The sequence below is a fragment of the Cernens ardua genome, from assembly GCF_051251085.1.
Taxonomy (GTDB): Bacteria; Pseudomonadota; Gammaproteobacteria; order Pseudomonadales; family Halomonadaceae; genus Cernens; species Cernens ardua.
The window spans coordinates 131551-149680 of sequence record NZ_JBPCZH010000005.1 but is presented as its reverse complement, the minus strand read 5'-3'; the positions used below and the strand labels follow the sequence as shown (position 1 = coordinate 149680).

Genomic DNA, 18130 nt, shown 5'->3' with positions numbered 1-18130 from the left:
TTGGTTATGCACAATCGCACGCCTCCTGTCATTGCCATTATTGGCTCGGATGGTTCAGGTAAATCGACCGTCTCCGAACACATTGCCCAGTGGATGGAACAGTTTGGGAAAACAGCCCCTGTGCACTTGGGCAAGCAGTCAGGCAATGTCGGCAGGGCTCTTGCGAACCTCCCCGTCGTCGGAAAACTGCTGGGCAAATCGCTCAACAAACAAACCGACAAAGCAAACAGGAAACTGGGTGAAGGGAAACAACCGAGCCTCTTTGCCGCATTGGTCATTTCAGCGTTTACCATTCGACGCATCCGCCGCTTTAAACGCATGCTTCAATTAAGGAAAGAAGGCTATATTATTCTGGCGGACCGTTTCCCGCAGGCGGATATTCACAAAGCCTTTGATGGCCCCGGCTTTTCCGATAGTAATGAAGGGAGTTGCCTGGTCAAGCGCCTCGCCAACAGAGAAAAGCGAGTTTTCAAATGGATGGCCAGTTTCAAGCCTGACCTGGTGATCAAACTCCACGTAGATCTGGACACTGCATTGGCGCGTAAACCGGATCACTCGCCTGAATCGCTGAAACGCAAGATCGACGTTACCCCTAAGCTCACCTATGCGGGAGCCCCTACGGTAGATGTGGATACCAATCGTCCTCTGGATGAAGTGCTTGCCGATGTAAAAGCGAATATTACAAAGCTGATGGTGGCCCGTGGCTACCCTGCGCCCAAGGTAACCGACAAATGAACGCTGAATTCACCTTCTGAGCCATCGGAAGGTGAAAATCTAAGCATTATTTAATATACATGCTTATAATAAGGCAACTCAGTATTGCTGTTACACAGAACACTTGTGTCAGAGCATCGCATAACGACCTTACAACCTATTGATGCGGATTGGTTAAGCCAAGGCTTACTCCCGGTTATCGGGACAACAAGCGCCATACCGCTCAATCATTGTGGAGATCACTCTTGAACGGATCAAACGAACTACGCATTACCCCGGTCGAAAATAAAAGTGATCTGAAAACTTTTATCCAGATACCCAAGACTATTTTCAAGGGCGACCCGAATTGGGTGCCTCCGCTTGATATCGAGCGACGCCTTCATCTGTCCAAAAAAACCAATCCTTACTTCGAACATGCACGTTGGAATGCATGGATTGCCTGGCGGGGTAATACACCGGTCGGCCGTATCACGGCTCAGGTAGATCCGCTTTCACTGGAGAAGCATCAGGATAATACCGGCTTTTTCGGGATGATTGATGCTGAAGATAATCTGGATACTTTCAAGGCATTGTTCTCCACTGCAGAAGCATGGTTGAAGGCCGAGGGCGTTACGCGCGCGCGCGGGCCTTTCAATCTCTCCACCAACGATGAAGTGGGTTTGCTGATCGATGGCTTCGATACAGACCCGATGTTCATGATGGGACATGCCAAAGCGTATTTCGGTAAGCGTGTTGAAGAGTGTGGTTATGCGAAAAGCAAGGATCTGCTCGCTTATATCGTCAAAACCGATGAATTTGAAAAGCCCCGCGTCATGCAATGGTTGTTGGATAAAGCCCCCGAAACCATTACTGTTCGCCCACTGGACAAGAGCAAATTCGATCAGGAATTGATCACCTTGCGTGATCTCTTCAATGACGCATGGTCCGACAACTGGGGCTTTGTGCCGTTTACGGAAGAAGAGTTCAAGGATCTGGGCCAAACGCTGAAATTATTGATTGCCTCTGACTTGATTCAGATTGCCGAAGTCAATGGCGAGCCCGCCGCGTTCATCGTAGCCCTCCCTAACCTGAACGAAGTCATCAAAAACTTTAACGGCAGCCTGCTTCCACTGGGATGGGCCAAGCTACTGTGGAATCTGAAAGTCAAATTCCCGAAAAGTGCGCGTGTCCCTCTAATGGGAGTGAAGAAGAAATTTCATAATACACTCGGCCCGGCACTCTCCTTCCTGATTATCAGTAAATTGCTGGACAATCTGGCAGCCCGTGGCGTGCAAGAGATAGAGATGTCCTGGATTCTCGAAGATAACGCTGGCATGAATGGTATCATCAAGGCCATCGGTGGAAAGGTGTATAAAACCTATCGTGTCTACGACAAGGATCTATAGCGGCACGTGTTTACTCCCCTTTTTCTTTAAACACCGCTCTTTATAACGGTTGTTGTGTAGAAAGTGCGCCCACGTCCTGTTTCAACAGATAACGTGGGCGCTTTTATTTAGAGCATTCTTTCAGATCAGGGAGATTCAATACAATAAGGCTTAAATGGCCGTTTTTTCATTCCTGAAAAGTGGGATACCATGGAATCAGGATCGCCACTGGAGCCATAACATACGAGCCATGGTTTTCAGGCGTACTCATTAAAAAAACAATGTTCATCAGGACCTTCCCATGACAGAGTCATCTTCTCCCTTATCCACACCTCACACGTCTTCCAATCAGGACACGCCAGCCGAACCGTCTGACAATCCCTTGTTGACTATCAGTACGCTGGACTTCCACTACCCCCCTTTTGACCGTATACAGGAAGCACATTTCAGTGAAGCCCTTGAAACGGGTATGGCCGCTCAGCTTGAAGAAGTGAAAGCAATTGCACAGCAATCAGATGCCCCCACATTTGAAAATACCATTGTGCCACTGGAAAAATCCGGACTTGTCTTGCGTCAGGTACTGGCTGTTTTTTTCAACCTGACAGGAGCCCACACCAATGCAGCGCTTCAAAAACTTGAAGCACAGTATTCTCCTCGAATTGTGGCGCACTTTGACACGCTGAGCCTTGATACAGCGCTTTTCGACCGTATCAATACCCTTTATCAACAGCGTGATGAACTGGATCTTGATGCAGAAAGCCTACGTTTACTGGAGGAGTACTACAAGCAACGTGTACGCGCCGGTGCTCAATTGGATGACGAAAAAAAGTCACAGTTGAAGAGCATTAATACACGTCTGGCGAGCCTCGCAACGGAATTCGAACAAAATGTATTGGCTGAAGTAAACGATGCAGCAGTACTGATAGACACGGCTAACGAGCTGGAGGGGTTGACCGAGGAACAGATCACCGCGGCCGCTCATGCAGCTGCAGCCAAAGGGTATGAAGGCCACTATTTGCTGACGTTGGTGAATACGACCGGTCAGCCTATCATCAAACAGCTGAAAAACCGTGACCTACGCAAACGGGTATATCAGGCTTCGGAAATCCGCGGACAACGCGGCAATCAGTGGGATAACACGGCCATTATCGCGGAAACCTTCACGCTAAGGGCTCAACGGGCTGACTTGCTAGGCTACGACACACATGCTGATTATGAGCTGGAAAATCAAATGGCGGGGAGTGCGCAAGCCGTCAATACCCTGTTGAATCAGTTGGTCCCCCCTGCAGTTAAGAATGCCCAGCAGGAAGCCGCTGAGCTACAGGCACTGATTGATCGGGAACAGGATCAAAAAGGTGAAGCGCGCTTTACTCTGCAGGCCTGGGATTGGGACTTCTACGCAGAGAAATTACGGCTGGAAAAATACGCATTGGATGAAGCAGAGGTCAAACCCTACTTCGAGCTCAACAATGTGTTGGAGAACGGCGCCTTTTATGCAGCACAGGTCTTGTACGGCTTGACCTTCAAGCAACGCCATGACTTACCGCGCTATCATCCTGACACAACCCTCTATGATGTCTTTGATGAGGACGGGGCGCCAATTGCTCTGTTCCTGTTTGATCCTTTTGCGCGGCCATCAAAACATGGTGGCGCATGGATGAACAGCTATGTGGATCAGTCTACTCTGTTGGATAACAAACCTGTTGTAGCCAATCATCTGAACATTATAAAGCCGGCCGAAGGCAAGCCTGTGTTACTGGATTGGGACGAAGTAACCACCCTGTTTCATGAATTCGGTCATGCACTTCACGGCATGCTTTCTGATGTCACGTACCCGTATTTTTCTGGCACCAACGTACCCACGGATTTTGTCGAATTTCCTTCACAATTCAATGAAATGTGGGCGAAATGGCCAGATGTACTGAAGCATTATGCAAAGCACTATCAAACAGGAGAGCCTATCCCGGACGCCCTGCTCGAAAAAATGAAGTCAGCCGAACGTTTCAATCAGGGATTTGCGATCACCGAATATCTTGGTGCTACTGTGATAGATCAGTATTGGCATCAGCGTCACTCGGGGGAAACACCGGAGGCTTCTGCTGTCTCCAGACAGGAGCAAGAGGCACTGGTTCAGGCAGGCATCCAGTATGATCCAGTGCCACCCCGTTATCACACGCCCTATTTCAGCCATATCATGGGCGGTTATGGTGCGGGTTATTATAGTTATGTCTGGGCTGAGGTACTGGATGCCGATATTGAAGAGTGGATTGCCAACCATGGTGGCCTGACCCGGGAAAACGGCCGCCTATTGCGCGATGGATTCCTGTCACGCGGGGGGAGCGAAGATCCGAAGGTCCTGTTCCGGCGTTTTTATGGGAAGGATCAGGAGATAGAACCTCTGTTGAGAAAGCGCGGCTTAAGTATCGCTTGAAGATGAGGAGAGCTCACCCACGGCGAACATCATCGGCAAATAACCGCATGAACGGCGGGTAGTGGGCGTCCACGGATCAAGAGCGCTGGCATGGAAGGAAACGCAACAATAGGCGCTTTCCTTCTGTGTCAGGTGTTTCTGTTTCGTTTTCTGTGTAGAAGATGCAAATAACGGCGATGACGTCTTAAGCGCCGTAAGTGTGTGTGGTGATAATGATGAAAGTGATGAGGATGGCGCTCTTTGTATTTCAGCAAGGAAAGCCCCAGCGGCCAGCACTCGATCACCACATAGGCAGTAACAGACCCATACAGGATACCGACAAGACGTTCCAGCCCCGGTGTCAGCGAAGTGGCAGGTGATGCACCTTGGATATAGGTCATCAGAAAACCCAGCGCAAACTGAGTCCCGATATAGCCAATTTTCTCTTCGCCATTTTCTATTTGAGAGCCAATCAAAATCCCTAACGGGGTAAAGATCAAAAGCACCAGAAAATTTTGCTCGAAAAGGGAAAGCAGCAAAATGCCGAAAAGGCTCCCCGCAATACACCCCACGATACGAAAGACAATCCTGCTGTGTAAAAAAGAGGGCTGCCCCTTATAGATGTTATCCGATGCCGTCATCATGACAACGAACACAGTAGTCAGCGACTGTTGGAGTGCGGCCGAGCTATCGGAGAAGAGAGCAATCAGTAACGGTTGCAAAGCGACGGCAATACCGACGCGAGCTGCATACCCTACCAGAATCCAATAGCGCTCCAACCACATTTCATTGAAGACAAATATAGGGTTGAATGCACGGCCTACCGTCGATTGTCTTAGTATGGGGCGAGGCAGCGTTTTGGCACGCAAGGCACAGATCAACAGACTGCAGAGCGTACCAATCGTGATCTCGGCAGCCCGTGTTCCCGCAAAGAAGATGATGTCATTCGGATCCGTCAACGCACAGGTCAACACCATACTGACGGTCAGATAAAAGAATAACCATGCATAGGAAAAGCGGCTGAAAAACGTGTACATAAGGGTGATCCAGCTCACAAAAAACAGAATCGCCATCAGCACAACAGGGTGATTCGCTGAAACGAGTGCCCCCAGCAACCCGACCAACGCACCACACATCGTCCCTATAATACGGTTGATTCCGCGGAGAACAGAGACGTTCAGCTCGGTACGCATGACCATGAAACCGCTGAAAGCCGCCCACACCAGATTATCCAATTGCAAAAGCGTTGCAATGGTAATGGCCAGCAGAACAGAAGCTGCGCGCCACGATGCAAAATTGAAACGATCGCCACGTAACTCCAACGCACGGATCTCTCGCCAAAAGGCAGAGGGTACTGGACGAAGATGACGATACAAGCGACGCATCAGTAGACCGCTATTACACGTGCATCAGAACCGGAGTAAAGCGCTTTCGGAGGATGATCAAGCACAATTCTGACAGGGATACGACGAGAAAGCCGAATCCAATCCACTGTTGGAGAAACATAAGGAACCAGCTTGCCATTTTTTTTCTGCCGGGAGATGGCGTGCGCGATCCCTTCAACATGACCACGATATAGATGCCAGGGTGCCGCATCCAACCAGACCCATACGGTATGCCCCGGCTGCAGGTGGCGAATCAGATATTCCTTGTAATTGGCCAGCACATGCCAATTATTACCCGCCACCAGCGCAAGGACACCCTGATCAGGGCTGACCAGATCTCCCTGTTCCAGCGTCAGATTGGTCACGTGACCATCCACCGTTGCATGAACACGTGTTTGATCAAGACGCCACTGCGCATAATGTAGATTGGATTGCGCCGTATTCACCTCTGCCTGATGCAGCTGTAATGTTGCTTTGGCCTGGGCAAGTTGCGCCTGCGTCTGGCTGGCAGTCGCTTGCGCTTCCTGTTGGGCTGCACTGGCCCGATCCAGGCTTTGGCGTGAATAGGCACCATGGCTTTCAAGCGTCTGATTACGTTGTAACGTCAGATTGGCCAAATGCAATGCAGCCTGATTCTGCCGGTATTCCGCTTGAATGCTATCAATAGTGGAACGATCAATCGCCAATTGGGCAGAGGCACTCTGATATTCCCCCCGAGCATGGCTCAGTTGAATCTGATAAGGCGTAGGATCAAGCGTAAAAAGAAGCTCTCCGGCCATGATCGGCTGATTATCGTGGACAAAAACGTGATCCACTTTACCCGATACCTGCGGCGCAACAGCGACAACATTGGTATCCATATAGGCATCGGAGGTATAAGCGACCACATAGCTGCTTAGCCATGCGATCAACAGGATCAAAAGGATACCGCCAACAAAGCAGAAGACCTGAAAACGGTAGGTTTTATGAGTAGCCTTGCCTGAAGATATGCCCCCTTTTGTAACAGAGGAGGATTCTGTTGATTTTGCTGATGGGCCGGGTGTATTTGCGGAGTCTGACGAGGCAGTTGCCTTTTTCACGAAAAAAGTGCTCCTTGAACACCTGAACGATTGGAGAGTTGATTGACCAAGTGCCATGTTGTAATTGATTCAATTAAAAAATAACAATAATATTTCCCGCTGAATTGATCAATTTTTCTGATTATTGGAAATACATGGCTATCGAATCACGTACTTTCCGCTATTTTGTCGTGCTGGCAGAGGAACTTCATTTCGGCCGAGCGGCTGCCCGGCTGAACATCGTACAACCTGCGCTTTCAGCACAGATCAAGGCATTGGAAGACAATCTGGGCACACTCCTGTTTGTGCGCACGAAACGTCATGTAGAGCTGACGGCCGCGGGCCAAAGTTTCCTTGTGGAAGCACGGCGTGCAGTGGCACAGATTGAACATGCCGAGGCGGTCGGAAGGCAGGCTGCGCTCGGGCATTCAGGGATGTTACGTATCGGGTTTGTTGGCTCGGCCCCCTTTGGCAAGCGCATGCCCTGGATAATTTCACGCTTTCGTCAGGCCTATCCCGAGGTTGAGCTGTCATTGGAAGAGCTCAGCGTCAAGGCGCAGATCAAACGTTTGATGGATCACTCACTTGATGCCGGTTTTGCACGTCTTCCGCTTCCCAGCCATCCCGCGGGCCTCAAAATAATCCAGCGTATTGATGAAAGTATTCTGGTGGCTGTTCCCGCGCACCATCGCTTTGCACATAAAACCAATCTGGACCCGGTGGATCTGGCAGGAGAAACCTTCGTGACCACAGCAGCCCATGAAAGCGCAGGCTGGATGGCGACACTCGGGCATATCTTTACCGATGGTGGAGGTATCGTTCCCAACGTGATTCAGACCTCCCCGCATTTAGCCACGGTGGTCAGCCTCGTGAATACCGGGCTGGGGATTTCGCTGGTCCCCAACTCCCTGCATAACCTCAATTTCGAAGGCGTACGCTATATTCCTTTATCCCAGGGGCATTATAAATCCGAGGTTGCATTGATCATGAGGGAAGAAACACCGCTACCGGTTATCAGTAACTTCCTCAGCATTGTAGAACAATACCCTACTCCCCATAGCCCGATTCCAAAATAACGATTCGCATTATTATCTGGCACCACAGCGGACTGGAAAAACTGGCATCGCGAAGCCCTGATATCTCCACACTATTCACCCAGACTCGATCATCAATCAGTTTCTTGCGCCCGGATGAATAAAAGGGGACATGCTTTTATCAGAAGCGATCCGTTTTGCTCGGCAGAATAACCAGGTCACGGATCACTACATGGCGTGGGCGTGTCAGCATAAAATGCATGGATTCAGCGATATCCTCTGGCGTTAACGTACCGGAAGCCCTGACTTTTTCCAGACGCTCCTTGTCCCAATCATCCAACAGAGGCGTTTCAACAGGCCCGGGCAAAACAGCGCCCATCCGAATACCATACTTGGCATATTGCGCGCGAGTGGTATGGACAAAGCTTTGGATCGCATGTTTGGATGCGGCGTAAACCGGCGACTCTACGATGTCTACCGCCCCCGCGATAGAACTGGTCACCACGATGTCACCACTTTCCTGGTCTTTCATGTGGCGGATAGCGGCACGAATGACCTTCATGGTGGCATTCACGTTGATGTCGAGCATTTTGTCCCATGCATCAGGGTCATTGTCCAAAACATCGCCATCAATAAAGGAACCGGCATTCGCAATCAGGATATCCAACCGCTGATGCGCATGCACGATCGAATCAATCGCCTGCTCGATTTGGAGGTTATCGGCAAAGTCCAGTGCACATTTGTGGCCTTGTCCTCCCAGACTCTCAACGGCCTGATCCAGACGCGCGGATGGACGACCGAGCAGATAGACGGTGGCACCTTCACTTGCCAGCAACTTTGCGACCTGCAGGCCGATACCTGTCGACGCACCCGTCACAGCGACAATTTTTCCATCAAGACTTTCAGCCATATTCCCTACTCCTTTCTTGAGAGGATGGATTAAAGGGATGGATACGAGTCAGTCAAAATCAAGAATTCGATCCAGCCTTAAACGTTGACGGTGATCACTCACCCTGCGGGAAAAAACCGTAATCACCAGTGTGACACAAATAACGGAGACAAGTGCGAGCAGTGCCATGAGAAAAATCTGATAGAACGCCGCCTGAACAGGCGATTGCCCGACCAGCAGCTGGCCGCTCATGATTCCCGGCAACGTAATTAACCCCGCGCCGGCCATCTGATTCACCAGCGGAATGGCACCACTTACGGCGGCACTCTTCACAATATCAGCGGTGGACTGACGAAAATTCTCGCCCATAGCAAGGCGTGTTTCGATCACACGTGACTGTTGAACAATTTGCCGCGTATACGCATTCAATGCCAGTGCAGTCGAGTTCATGGAAGAGCCCAAGATAACGCCAAACATGGGAATAATATGCTGCGCGTCCAATACATGAGGAGCCCCCGCGGATAGCAGCCCGACCAGACCTATGGCGCCCACCCCCACAGAGGATACCGTCAGTATCATGAAATTCAGGCCATAACGGCGGGTTTTACGGTTTTCCTGACGTGCCGCGATCTCATAACTGGCAGCACCCAACATCACCAGCAACACGATACCTACCAGTAAAGGCGACCCTTGATGAAATACATAACCAAGAATATAGCCCACCAGTAGCAGCTGAATAATCATGCGTATTGCGCTTACGTAAAGGGATTTATGAATCCCCAACGACAACACCATGGAAATACCACCAGCGGCAACAATCAGGATAGCAGCAAAAATCAGATCCATTGGCCCCAGCATGACGTGATAACCATTCATGCCTGATTGCCCCGCTTATTGTTATCTTTCACGCTTTTGGTCCTTATGCTTTTTGGTCTTCATGCCTTTTGTTCAATGTCAGTACATTATCCGCCAACCGCTTCACCTGTTGAGTATCATGACTGGCCATGATCAAGGCGTGCCCCTGCTGGACCCACGCTTTCAGCATTGCCTCAACAGCCAGGGTAGAAGCCTCATCCAGTGCCGAGGTAGGTTCGTCCAGAAGGAGAACCTCTGGCGCATGATACAAGGCACGCAGTAGGGAAAATCTCTGCCGTTCCCCGGTGGATAGCCGCTCAGGAACAGCTCGGCACAATGACGATGACAGGCCCAAACGCTGCATATCAGTATGTAATGAAGCTTCCTCCACGGGGAAATGATCGATGATACGGTCCGCCCACCAGCCTGCCTCACTGGATACATACATGACCCGCTTGCGCCATTCGGGCGCACTGTATTGGCTCTGAGGGCGCCCTTCCAGCCAGACCTCTCCCTGATGAGGTTGAAGATCAGCCAATGCACGAAGCAACGTGCTTTTACCCACACCGGAAGGCCCAACAACTGCCAGAGACTCACCTGCTTTTACAGAAAGATTAACCGGCAACAAGGCCGCAGAGGCAAGCCCCTCGGCTTTCAGCTTTTCTGGAATAATGGTCTGCAATGAAACATCCTTCCGCAGAATATCGAACACGTGTTGTGTAAATGACTAGAATAGTTCCTGACAAACAGGATGCCAGTGGCAGCAGCCGGATTCAGACAAAAAATCATCATCAGGCATGCATGTATCCTTTATACTATTGCCATTCCATTTTATGCCATAAGAGTTTGATGACATGTCCCTTTCCGCTGAAAGCACACACACCGATAAGGATTACATTTTTACGGTAGCGTGCCCCGCCAGTTCGGGGCTTCTTGCGGCAATCACCACATTCCTGAGCGAGCATGACTGTTATATCAGCGAAATGGCTCAATATGATGATGAAGATATTGGTCAGTTCTTTCTAAGAGCGCGCTTCCGCTTCAACTCACCGCAACATGCAGCCATCGACAAAATGCGTGGCGAGTTCGAGCCCATCGCCAAACGCTTCGAGATGCGGTGGAAGATCCTGGATGCACAACAGCCGATGAAAGTGCTGATCATGGTCAGCAAATCGGATCACTGCTTGTCGGATCTACTGTACCACCACCGCAAGAAAGAGTTGAACATGGAGATCACCGCCGTTGTCTCTAACCACCTTGACCTGCGCCCCATGGTGGAACGCGAAGGTATCCGCTTCGTCTATCAGCCGATTACCCCGGAAACCAAGTCACAGCAGGAAGCTGCGCTTCTGGACATTATCCGTGAGACAGACACGGAATTAGTGGTATTGGCGCGCTATATGCAGATTCTGTCAGACAATTTGTGTCAGCATTTGGCTGGGCGAGCAATCAATATCCATCATTCGTTCCTACCCGGGTTCAAGGGGGCTCGCCCTTACCATCAGGCATTCGCGCGCGGCGTAAAAGTTATTGGGGCAACTGCCCATTATGTCACGGCAGATCTTGATGAAGGGCCCATTATCGAACAGGAAGTCCAGCGCGTTGATCACACTCACAAGCCATCGGATCTCGTGGTGGTGGGTCGTTCAACAGAAACACTGGCTCTGCGCAGAGCAGTTAAATATCATATTGAACACCGCGTTTTCCTCTCCCACAGTAAAACCGTGATTTTTCAGTAGTGTCATAACAGGTTGACGATCGCTGCACATTGCTTCATTTTCGTGTGTGTTGAAAACACGATAAGGTATTCGAAGAATGTGTGGCGGCGCATTCCTTCTGTTCTTGCCGTTTGAGTGATGACACGCTCATTGTACTGGACGGCGATTGATACCTCGGGATATAAGCGCTGAGACGACTTCTATCTTTTGTCCTACCACACTTTTTTACGCAATATCTATAAGTCGAATAACGAATATACAATGTGTGGCATTATCAATATATTCCGGTCATGTGTGGATACATGAAATAAAGTTCTATGAGAAGCATGTTTTTTTACCCGGATGGGGTGGACTTCATGTCTATTTCAGGTATAAATCACCTTCTAACACTTATTCGTAATTCTCCGGCTCATGATGAGTCAACTGTTCAACTAACGGTTTCTCCAACGACAACAAGCATTATAAAAACGCACAGAAAATAATAATTACAAGCATCCGGCAATTTGAATTAATCCATCCCCTGCAGGGAATGACTCAATCTGTCACTGTTTCGCTTTGATGTTTTCTGTGCACAATCTCTGTTAAGTCGCCTTGCACCTTCGACAAGTACTCAATGGGAACAGCACATGCAACATTCCAGATTCAATAACGAAACCAAGAGCCCTCAGCTGAAAAAAGGGCTTTTGGCCGCCGCTTTGGGTGTCACATTGCTGAGTACAGTGGATCATGCTTCCGCCTATACTCTTTTCGATAATGGTACCGATGCCTTCAGTATCAGTGGCCGTGTTGCCTATGATTATGAATGGCACTCCGGCGGTGGTTCCAAAAGTCATATGTACAATGCCGGTACGCGTGTCAATGTCGTATACCAACATAAATTCGCGAATGACTGGACAGTACTGGGCCGTTGGGAAGAAGGTGTGGATCCTCTTTTCACCACACATAAAAATGATAATCACTTTAACCGTTATCGCTTTATTTCTGTCACTCATCCAGACTATGGTGCGCTCTCCTTTGGCCGTCAGAATTCGGTCCTTTATGATTTTGCGGACGTCTATACAGACCAACCCTGGGACTATACCGACTATACCTCCCAAGCCTGGATGCAAGGATATGGGAACGGTAACAGCCTGAATGGACAACGCGTTGACAATGCATTGAAATATGAAGTCAATCTGGGCAAATGGAGTTTGGGGGCACTGTATGGCACCCGCGTCAAATCCACTCCAGCGGGTGCTACCTACGCCGGCCGCACACTGGATGGCAATATCAAACGTAAATACATGGCGCAGGTCGGTGCAAACTACAAACTCACCGATGATCTGACATTGGGCGCTGCTTATGACCACGCAGCCTTACAACTTCCAGCTTCAGCCAACCATAAAAAACTCAAGACCAATAACTGGGAAGTGGCGATCAATTGGACACCCGGCAACTGGTACCTTTCCAGTGTTATGGGAAAATCACGTAATCTGGTTGATCTCTCAGGCGATACCTATACCAACTGGGATAACTATGTGAGCTACACCTGGCCCAAGTTGATTGCCGGTGCAGGTGATCTTCAGCTGGAAGGTGAATACAGCCGTTATGTCAACGACAGTCATCGCCATAATAGTGTCAACCGCAAGATTCTTGAGGCGGCGACAATCTGGCTAAACAATACGCTGATTGTGGCACTGGATTATATGTGGCTGGATGACACCAAGGGTGTTGTACAGAATGACGGTTTTACACATGGTAAAGACCTCTTCAATCACAACACGGCAGCCCTGATGGTGCGTTATAACTTCTGATATGGAAAGCGCATGATGTTCGTCTCATCCGCTGACAGATGACTCTGCACTTGAAGGTGAATAACAAAAAAGACCTGGAAGCATGCATCTCTCATGGGCATCTTCCAGGTCTTTTTTTAGATATTCAGTATTTTAGAAATAAAGCAATAAGTGCTACTAACAGACACGAATCAATCAGTGTGAATTGATAGGCACAGACTAGTGCGCTATTTCAGCATACTCGATTAACAACTGAAGGGATTCCCGGCCCCTAAACCGATTACGTGCGGGTTTATAGGCACACAGCACATGATCTCCTGCTGAGACAGGAGCGGACTCACCTGCTGCCACGGCCCGAAACCAGATACCACGTACATGGCGCCCTTCCATGGCTAATTCCAGCATCAAATGGGTTTGCTCATTACCCACCAACCGTGCATTCACCACTTCAAATGTATTGTGAAACACTGGCGGCTCAAATTCACGACCATAAGGCGCTAGAGCATCCAGTTCATCCAGCAGATTTAAATCGAGGCTGGACACGGGGAGCTCTCCATCGGTCAAAATGATCGGGCGAAGCGCTTTTCCCTTCAATTGCTCGGCAACCGCCGCTTCAATATTCTGAATAAAGGCATCCACCCACACCTGATGAAGGGTTAGCCCAGCAGCTCCTGAATGCCCACCAAAGCGTTCCATGGCATCCGGTACACGTTGATGGACATACTCCAGTGCATCTCTTAGATGCACGCCCGGAATTGACCGACCTGAACCAGAAAGCTGCCCTTCCGCAACGGCAGGCGTGAGAATAAAACAGGGGCGTCCATAGGCTTGTACGAGACGCGACGCAACAATACCCTGCACACCTGCATGCCCCTGTGGGAGATAGACCACGATAACCGGTGCATCACGCTTGAGCGCAGACAGTGCAAGCCGTTTGGCATCTTCTGTCATCTCGGCTTCAATGGCCTTGCGGGACTGATTATCCTGATCAAGAATATCCAGCTTGCTGCGTGCTACAGCATCTGTTTCAGCCAGCATGAAATGCAGGGCGGCATAAGGATCATCCAACCGTGAGCGGGCGTTGATACGCGGCCCCATCTGAAAACCCAGTGTCTCAGCCGTAAAGGGCAAGCTTTCTTTCCCCAGCATTTCTGCCATGGTACGCCAACAGGCGGCATCCATCCTGTTTATCAACTTAAGACCATACGTGACCACGGCACGATTAATAGCGCTATCACCCAGGCAGACACAATCCGCCACCGTTCCCAGAGCTACATAGGAAAGCCATGCAGAAAGCTTGGGTGTACTGGCAGGAAGAACACCCATCTCGACCAGTAAACCACGTGCATGTGACATCACCAGCCAGGACACCATACACCCGGCGATCGTGGTATCAGGGTAGTCACAATCAAGACGGGATGGATTAACCACTGCATAGGCTGAAGTGGGCGGCCCTTCGACTGGTACGGCATGGTGGTCAGTCACGATAACGTCGATGCCCCCTGCTTTCAGGAGGGCAATACGATCTTCATCCGATGAACCACAATCCGCGCTGATCACCAGCCCGGGGCGCGAAGGCAGCGAAAGAATGCGTTCAACCAGTGGCCGCGAGATTCCGTAACCATCATTGATACGGTGACCAATCAGGCTATGAATGCGTGATTTCGGGACACCAAAAAGCTCAACCAACGTACGCAGGATCACTACGTGGGAGGTAATACCATCCACATCATAATCGGTCAGGATGCCAATGGTTTCACCCGATGCAACCGCATCGGCAATTCGTTCGGCAGCCCGTTGAGCATCTTTCAGGCGTGAAGGCGCTATCAACGACGTTAGGCTGGGATGAACCAGCGCTTCCAATGCATCACTCGATTCATCCAATCGACCTGCCAGTATTCTGGACTGCAGTGGCGTGAGCCCCAATGCCCTCGCCTTTTCCTCGATAACCGGGTGACGTGGGCGAGGAACACACTGCGGTGTAGGTGCAACAAAGGGAGTCTTCCCGTCAGACTGCCCAGGTGCAACAGAAAGCAGTTCAGACATTATGAATGACGCGACTCCGCCACAAAGGACTGCACATCGTCAAGCGATGCCGGCAGAATGGTGTAGCGCTCTTCGCGGCTCAAAAGATCACTCATTGCTGCAGGAAGGGGTACCTGTGTGAACCCTGCCTTGACAACAGCTTCGGCAAACTTGGCAGGATGTGCCGTCGCCAGCGTGATCATCGGAACGTTGGGATACCGGTTGCAACGCTCTGCCGCGAAATAGCCTGTTGCCGTATGAGGATCAAGCAATTCACCGGTACGCTCGTGCGCATCGCGAATGGTTTCGAGGATTTCTTCATCACTGACGCTGGCACTGGAGAACAGTGTCCTCAGTTTTTCCAATGGCGCTTCTGCCAATGTAGTAGGTGAATGCTGGAAACGTTCGAGCAATTCGGCAACGGCGTTGGCATCACGGTCATAGGCAAAGAACAACAGACGTTCGAAGTTCGATGACACGACGATATCCATGGAAGGCGCCAGCGTGGCAAGCAATTCACGTTTGGAGAAATCGTTGTTACTGATAACACGGTGAAGAATGTCATTGGCATTGGTTGCAATGACGAACTGTTTGACAGGCACCCCCATTTCCCGCGCAAGGAAACCGGCAAAAATATTACCGAAATTGGCAGACGGTACGGTAAAGCTCACTTCGCGGTGCGATGCGCCCAAAGCAACAGCGGCAGCAACATAATAGGCCGTTTGAGCCATGATGCGCGCCCAGTTAATTGAGTTGACGGCGACCAGTCGAGCACCTTTCAGAAACTTCTGGTCAGCAAAGCTGCCCTTCACAATGGCCTGACAATCATCGAAGTTACCTTCGATTGCCAAATTGAATACATTTTTGTCCAGCACCGTTGTCATCTGGCGACGCTGAACTTCGGAAACACGCTCATATGGATGCAAAATGAAGATGTCGAGCTGTTCACTATGACGACAACCTTCGATCGCTGCAGAACCCGTGTCGCCCGAGGTGGCCCCCATGACAACAGCACGTTCATCACGTCGTGTAAGGAAATAATCCAGCAGTCGCCCCAGTAACTGGAGCGCAACATCCTTGAAGGCCAGGGTTGGGCCGTGGAAAAGCTCCAACAGGAAATGATTGCTGGATAACTGTTTCAGCGGCACAACAGCATCGTGGTGAAATGTTGCGTAGCTCTCTTCCACAATCTGCTTGAACACATCATCTTCAATGGCACCATCAACGAAAGGCAACATGACTCGATAGGCAATTTCCGCATAGGAAAGGCCTTCGAATTCAATCAAATCTTCATGCGTGATTTGAGGAAGCTCTTCAGGAACGTAAAGACCACCATCATTGGCAAGCCCAGTTAGAACAACTTCTTCAAAATCGAGCGCGGGTGCTTTTCCCCGAGTACTGATATAGCGCATGATATTTCCTGAATGCCTCTTATAAGAAGAAGCAGGTCAGCTCATTCAGGCTCACCGGGCTTCTTCATCATTCCTGTAAAATGTAATAACCGAAGGCGTGGATAACGCCTGCATGACCAATATTATTCGTCTTCAGCCTGTTCTACGCGAATGCGAACAATCTTGCCCAGAATTTCATCCCGATTTTCCAGCTGTTCGATCGCAAGATTCATGCCGGACTCCTTCACTTCATGCGTCAGAATAATCAGTGAAGAGTGCCCTTTTTCACTGGCTTCGTGCTGCACAAGTGATTCAATACTAATATCCTGATGCGCAAGGATATCTGCAATACGTGCCAATACGCCGGGGCGATCATTCACCAGCAGACGGAGATAATAGGCAGTGACCACTTCATCAATGGGAAGTACAGGAAGCGTTGAAGATGTCTCCCAGATATCATTGAAGGCCAGGTAAGGCATGCGATATTGAGGCTCGGTAGACATGTCGCGAGCGACATCAAGCAAGTCTGCAATTACAGCCGATGCGGTAGCTTCTGCCCCTGCACCAGCGCCGTAATACAGTGTTCGACCTACGGCATCGCCCATGACTTCGATGGCATTTTTTACACCGCTCACATTAGCCATCATCGAGGGTTTGGGAATCAACGTGGGATGCACGCGTAATTCAACACCGTTCTCACGGCGACGGGCAATCCCCAGGTGTTTGATGATATAGCCCAGTTGGTCAGCCTGACGAATATCCTCCGGGGTGATAGCGGAAATACCTTCTGTATAAGCCTTGTCGAACTGGAGAGGCACGCCAAAGGCAATAGAGGCCAGAATGGTCAATTTGTGTGCGGCATCGATCCCTTCAACATCAAAGGTCGGATCAGCTTCTGCATACCCTAGCGCTTGTGCTTCGGAAAGTACATCCGCGAAGTCACGCCCTTCGTCCCTCATGTGGGTGAGAATGAAGTTACCGGTACCATTAATGATACCCGCCAACCACTGAACGCGATTCGCCCCTAGCCCCTCGCGCAGAGCCTTGACGATAGGGACCCCTCCCGCAACAGCAGCCTCATAGGCAACAATAACCCCTTTCGCCTTCGCAGCCGAAAAGATTTCCTCACCATGTACAGCTATCAGCGCCTTGTTGGCTGTCACAACATGCTTGCCCTGCGCAATCGCTTCAAGCACAAGCTTACGAGCAACATCGTAACCGCCAATGGATTCAACAACGACATCGATGTCGGGGTTACGTACCACATCAAAGATGTCTCGTGTCACAGGTGTATCGCCGAGTTGGCACGCAGGATTATCACTTCGCGCGCCCACCTGGGTCACAATCACCGGCCGCCCCGCACGCCGTGTAATTTCATCTCTGTTACGTTGCAACACGTTGAAGGTACCGCCTCCAACCGTACCCAACCCACAAATACCTACACGTACAGGCTGCAAGGAACTCATTGACATACCCTTGGTTTCCACATTATTCCCAACTCTTTCAATCATTAGC

General features: G+C 50.2%; 14 protein-coding genes. 6 read left to right on the top strand and 8 right to left on the bottom strand.

Annotated elements, in window-relative coordinates:
* Positions 1 to 6: 6 nt before the first annotated feature.
* From LMG33818_RS10060 to LMG33818_RS10050, 3 genes are all read left to right on the top strand, one after another.
* Complete coding sequence (locus LMG33818_RS10060; RefSeq protein WP_442323252.1) at positions 7 to 735, top strand: nucleoside/nucleotide kinase family protein; 729 nt, start codon at positions 7 to 9, stop codon at positions 733 to 735.
* A gap of 224 nt (positions 736 to 959) precedes the next feature.
* Entirely contained in the window at positions 960 to 2099 is a 1140-nt protein-coding gene (locus LMG33818_RS10055) for a hypothetical protein (protein WP_442323251.1), read from the top strand.
* A gap of 280 nt (positions 2100 to 2379) precedes the next feature.
* Entirely contained in the window at positions 2380 to 4509 is a 2130-nt protein-coding gene (locus LMG33818_RS10050; RefSeq protein ID WP_442323250.1) for a M3 family metallopeptidase, read from the top strand.
* Between the two features lie 128 nt (positions 4510 to 4637).
* On the opposite strand, the gene LMG33818_RS10045 is transcribed toward LMG33818_RS10050, so the two are convergent.
* Both LMG33818_RS10045 and LMG33818_RS10040 read right to left on the bottom strand, forming a co-directional pair.
* The gene (locus LMG33818_RS10045) at positions 4638 to 5873 is read right to left on the bottom strand and encodes an FUSC family protein (RefSeq protein ID WP_442323249.1); all 1236 of its coding nucleotides are present in this window, start codon (positions 5871 to 5873) and stop codon (positions 4638 to 4640) included.
* Complete coding sequence (locus LMG33818_RS10040; protein ID WP_442323248.1) at positions 5873 to 6952, bottom strand: HlyD family secretion protein; 1080 nt, start codon at positions 6950 to 6952, stop codon at positions 5873 to 5875. Before LMG33818_RS10040 ends, LMG33818_RS10045 begins: the two co-directional genes overlap by 1 nt.
* Positions 6953 to 7086: 134 nt before the next feature.
* Here LMG33818_RS10040 and LMG33818_RS10035 point away from each other — a divergent pair, with 134 nt between their 5' ends.
* Entirely contained in the window at positions 7087 to 8007 is a 921-nt protein-coding gene (locus LMG33818_RS10035) for a LysR substrate-binding domain-containing protein (protein ID WP_442323247.1), read from the top strand.
* 139 nt (positions 8008 to 8146) lie between these two features.
* On the opposite strand, the gene LMG33818_RS10030 is transcribed toward LMG33818_RS10035, so the two are convergent.
* Genes LMG33818_RS10030 through LMG33818_RS10020 form a run of 3 tightly spaced genes read right to left on the bottom strand, consistent with a single transcriptional unit; the run spans position 8147 to position 10391 of the window.
* Entirely contained in the window at positions 8147 to 8875 is a 729-nt protein-coding gene (locus LMG33818_RS10030; protein ID WP_442323246.1) for an SDR family oxidoreductase, read from the bottom strand.
* Positions 8876 to 8923: 48 nt separating this feature from the next.
* Positions 8924 to 9730, bottom strand: coding sequence for an ABC transporter permease (locus tag LMG33818_RS10025; RefSeq protein ID WP_442323245.1), 807 nt, complete (start codon positions 9728 to 9730; stop codon positions 8924 to 8926).
* A 43-nt stretch (positions 9731 to 9773) separates the two neighbouring features.
* Positions 9774 to 10391, bottom strand: a complete 618-nt coding sequence (locus tag LMG33818_RS10020) for an ABC transporter ATP-binding protein (protein ID WP_442323244.1) — start codon at positions 10389 to 10391, stop codon at positions 9774 to 9776.
* A gap of 172 nt (positions 10392 to 10563) precedes the next feature.
* Here LMG33818_RS10020 and purU point away from each other — a divergent pair, with 172 nt between their 5' ends.
* Together purU and LMG33818_RS10010 are read left to right on the top strand one after the other, a co-directional pair.
* A complete protein-coding gene (gene purU, locus LMG33818_RS10015) occupies positions 10564 to 11448 on the top strand; it encodes a formyltetrahydrofolate deformylase (RefSeq protein ID WP_442323243.1) in 885 nt (294 codons plus the stop codon).
* 605 nt (positions 11449 to 12053) lie between these two features.
* A complete protein-coding gene (locus tag LMG33818_RS10010; protein WP_442323242.1) occupies positions 12054 to 13220 on the top strand; it encodes a porin in 1167 nt (388 codons plus the stop codon).
* A 198-nt stretch (positions 13221 to 13418) separates the two neighbouring features.
* Here LMG33818_RS10010 and recJ read toward each other — a convergent pair whose 3' ends face one another.
* The 3 genes from recJ to LMG33818_RS09995 all read right to left on the bottom strand — a co-directional run bounded on the left by recJ (position 13419) and on the right by LMG33818_RS09995 (position 18072).
* Positions 13419 to 15245 carry a single-stranded-DNA-specific exonuclease RecJ gene (gene recJ / locus LMG33818_RS10005; protein WP_442323241.1) on the bottom strand — a complete coding sequence of 609 codons (1827 nt, stop codon included), beginning with the start codon at positions 15243 to 15245 and terminating at the stop codon, positions 13419 to 13421.
* Positions 15245 to 16636, bottom strand: coding sequence for a threonine synthase (gene thrC / locus LMG33818_RS10000; RefSeq protein WP_442323240.1), 1392 nt, complete (start codon positions 16634 to 16636; stop codon positions 15245 to 15247). Before thrC ends, recJ begins: the two co-directional genes overlap by 1 nt.
* Before the next feature lie 122 nt (positions 16637 to 16758).
* Positions 16759 to 18072: a homoserine dehydrogenase gene (locus LMG33818_RS09995; protein ID WP_442323336.1), complete on the bottom strand. Its 1314-nt coding sequence runs from the start codon at positions 18070 to 18072 to the stop codon at positions 16759 to 16761.
* Positions 18073 to 18130 lie beyond the last annotated feature (58 nt).

Coding starts and splice junctions, on each gene's coding strand:
- LMG33818_RS10060 (WP_442323252.1), top strand. CDS start 7: ATGCACAATCGCACGCCTCCTGTCATTGCCATTATTGGCTCGGATGGT.
- LMG33818_RS10050 (WP_442323250.1), top strand. CDS start 2,380: ATGACAGAGTCATCTTCTCCCTTATCCACACCTCACACGTCTTCCAAT.
- LMG33818_RS10045 (WP_442323249.1), bottom strand. CDS start 5,873: ATGCGTCGCTTGTATCGTCATCTTCGTCCAGTACCCTCTGCCTTTTGG.
- LMG33818_RS10035 (WP_442323247.1), top strand. CDS start 7,087: ATGGCTATCGAATCACGTACTTTCCGCTATTTTGTCGTGCTGGCAGAG.
- LMG33818_RS10030 (WP_442323246.1), bottom strand. CDS start 8,875: ATGGCTGAAAGTCTTGATGGAAAAATTGTCGCTGTGACGGGTGCGTCG.
- LMG33818_RS10025 (WP_442323245.1), bottom strand. CDS start 9,730: ATGAATGGTTATCACGTCATGCTGGGGCCAATGGATCTGATTTTTGCT.
- purU (WP_442323243.1), top strand. CDS start 10,564: ATGTCCCTTTCCGCTGAAAGCACACACACCGATAAGGATTACATTTTT.
- LMG33818_RS10010 (WP_442323242.1), top strand. CDS start 12,054: ATGCAACATTCCAGATTCAATAACGAAACCAAGAGCCCTCAGCTGAAA.
- recJ (WP_442323241.1), bottom strand. CDS start 15,245: ATGTCTGAACTGCTTTCTGTTGCACCTGGGCAGTCTGACGGGAAGACT.
- thrC (WP_442323240.1), bottom strand. CDS start 16,636: ATGCGCTATATCAGTACTCGGGGAAAAGCACCCGCGCTCGATTTTGAA.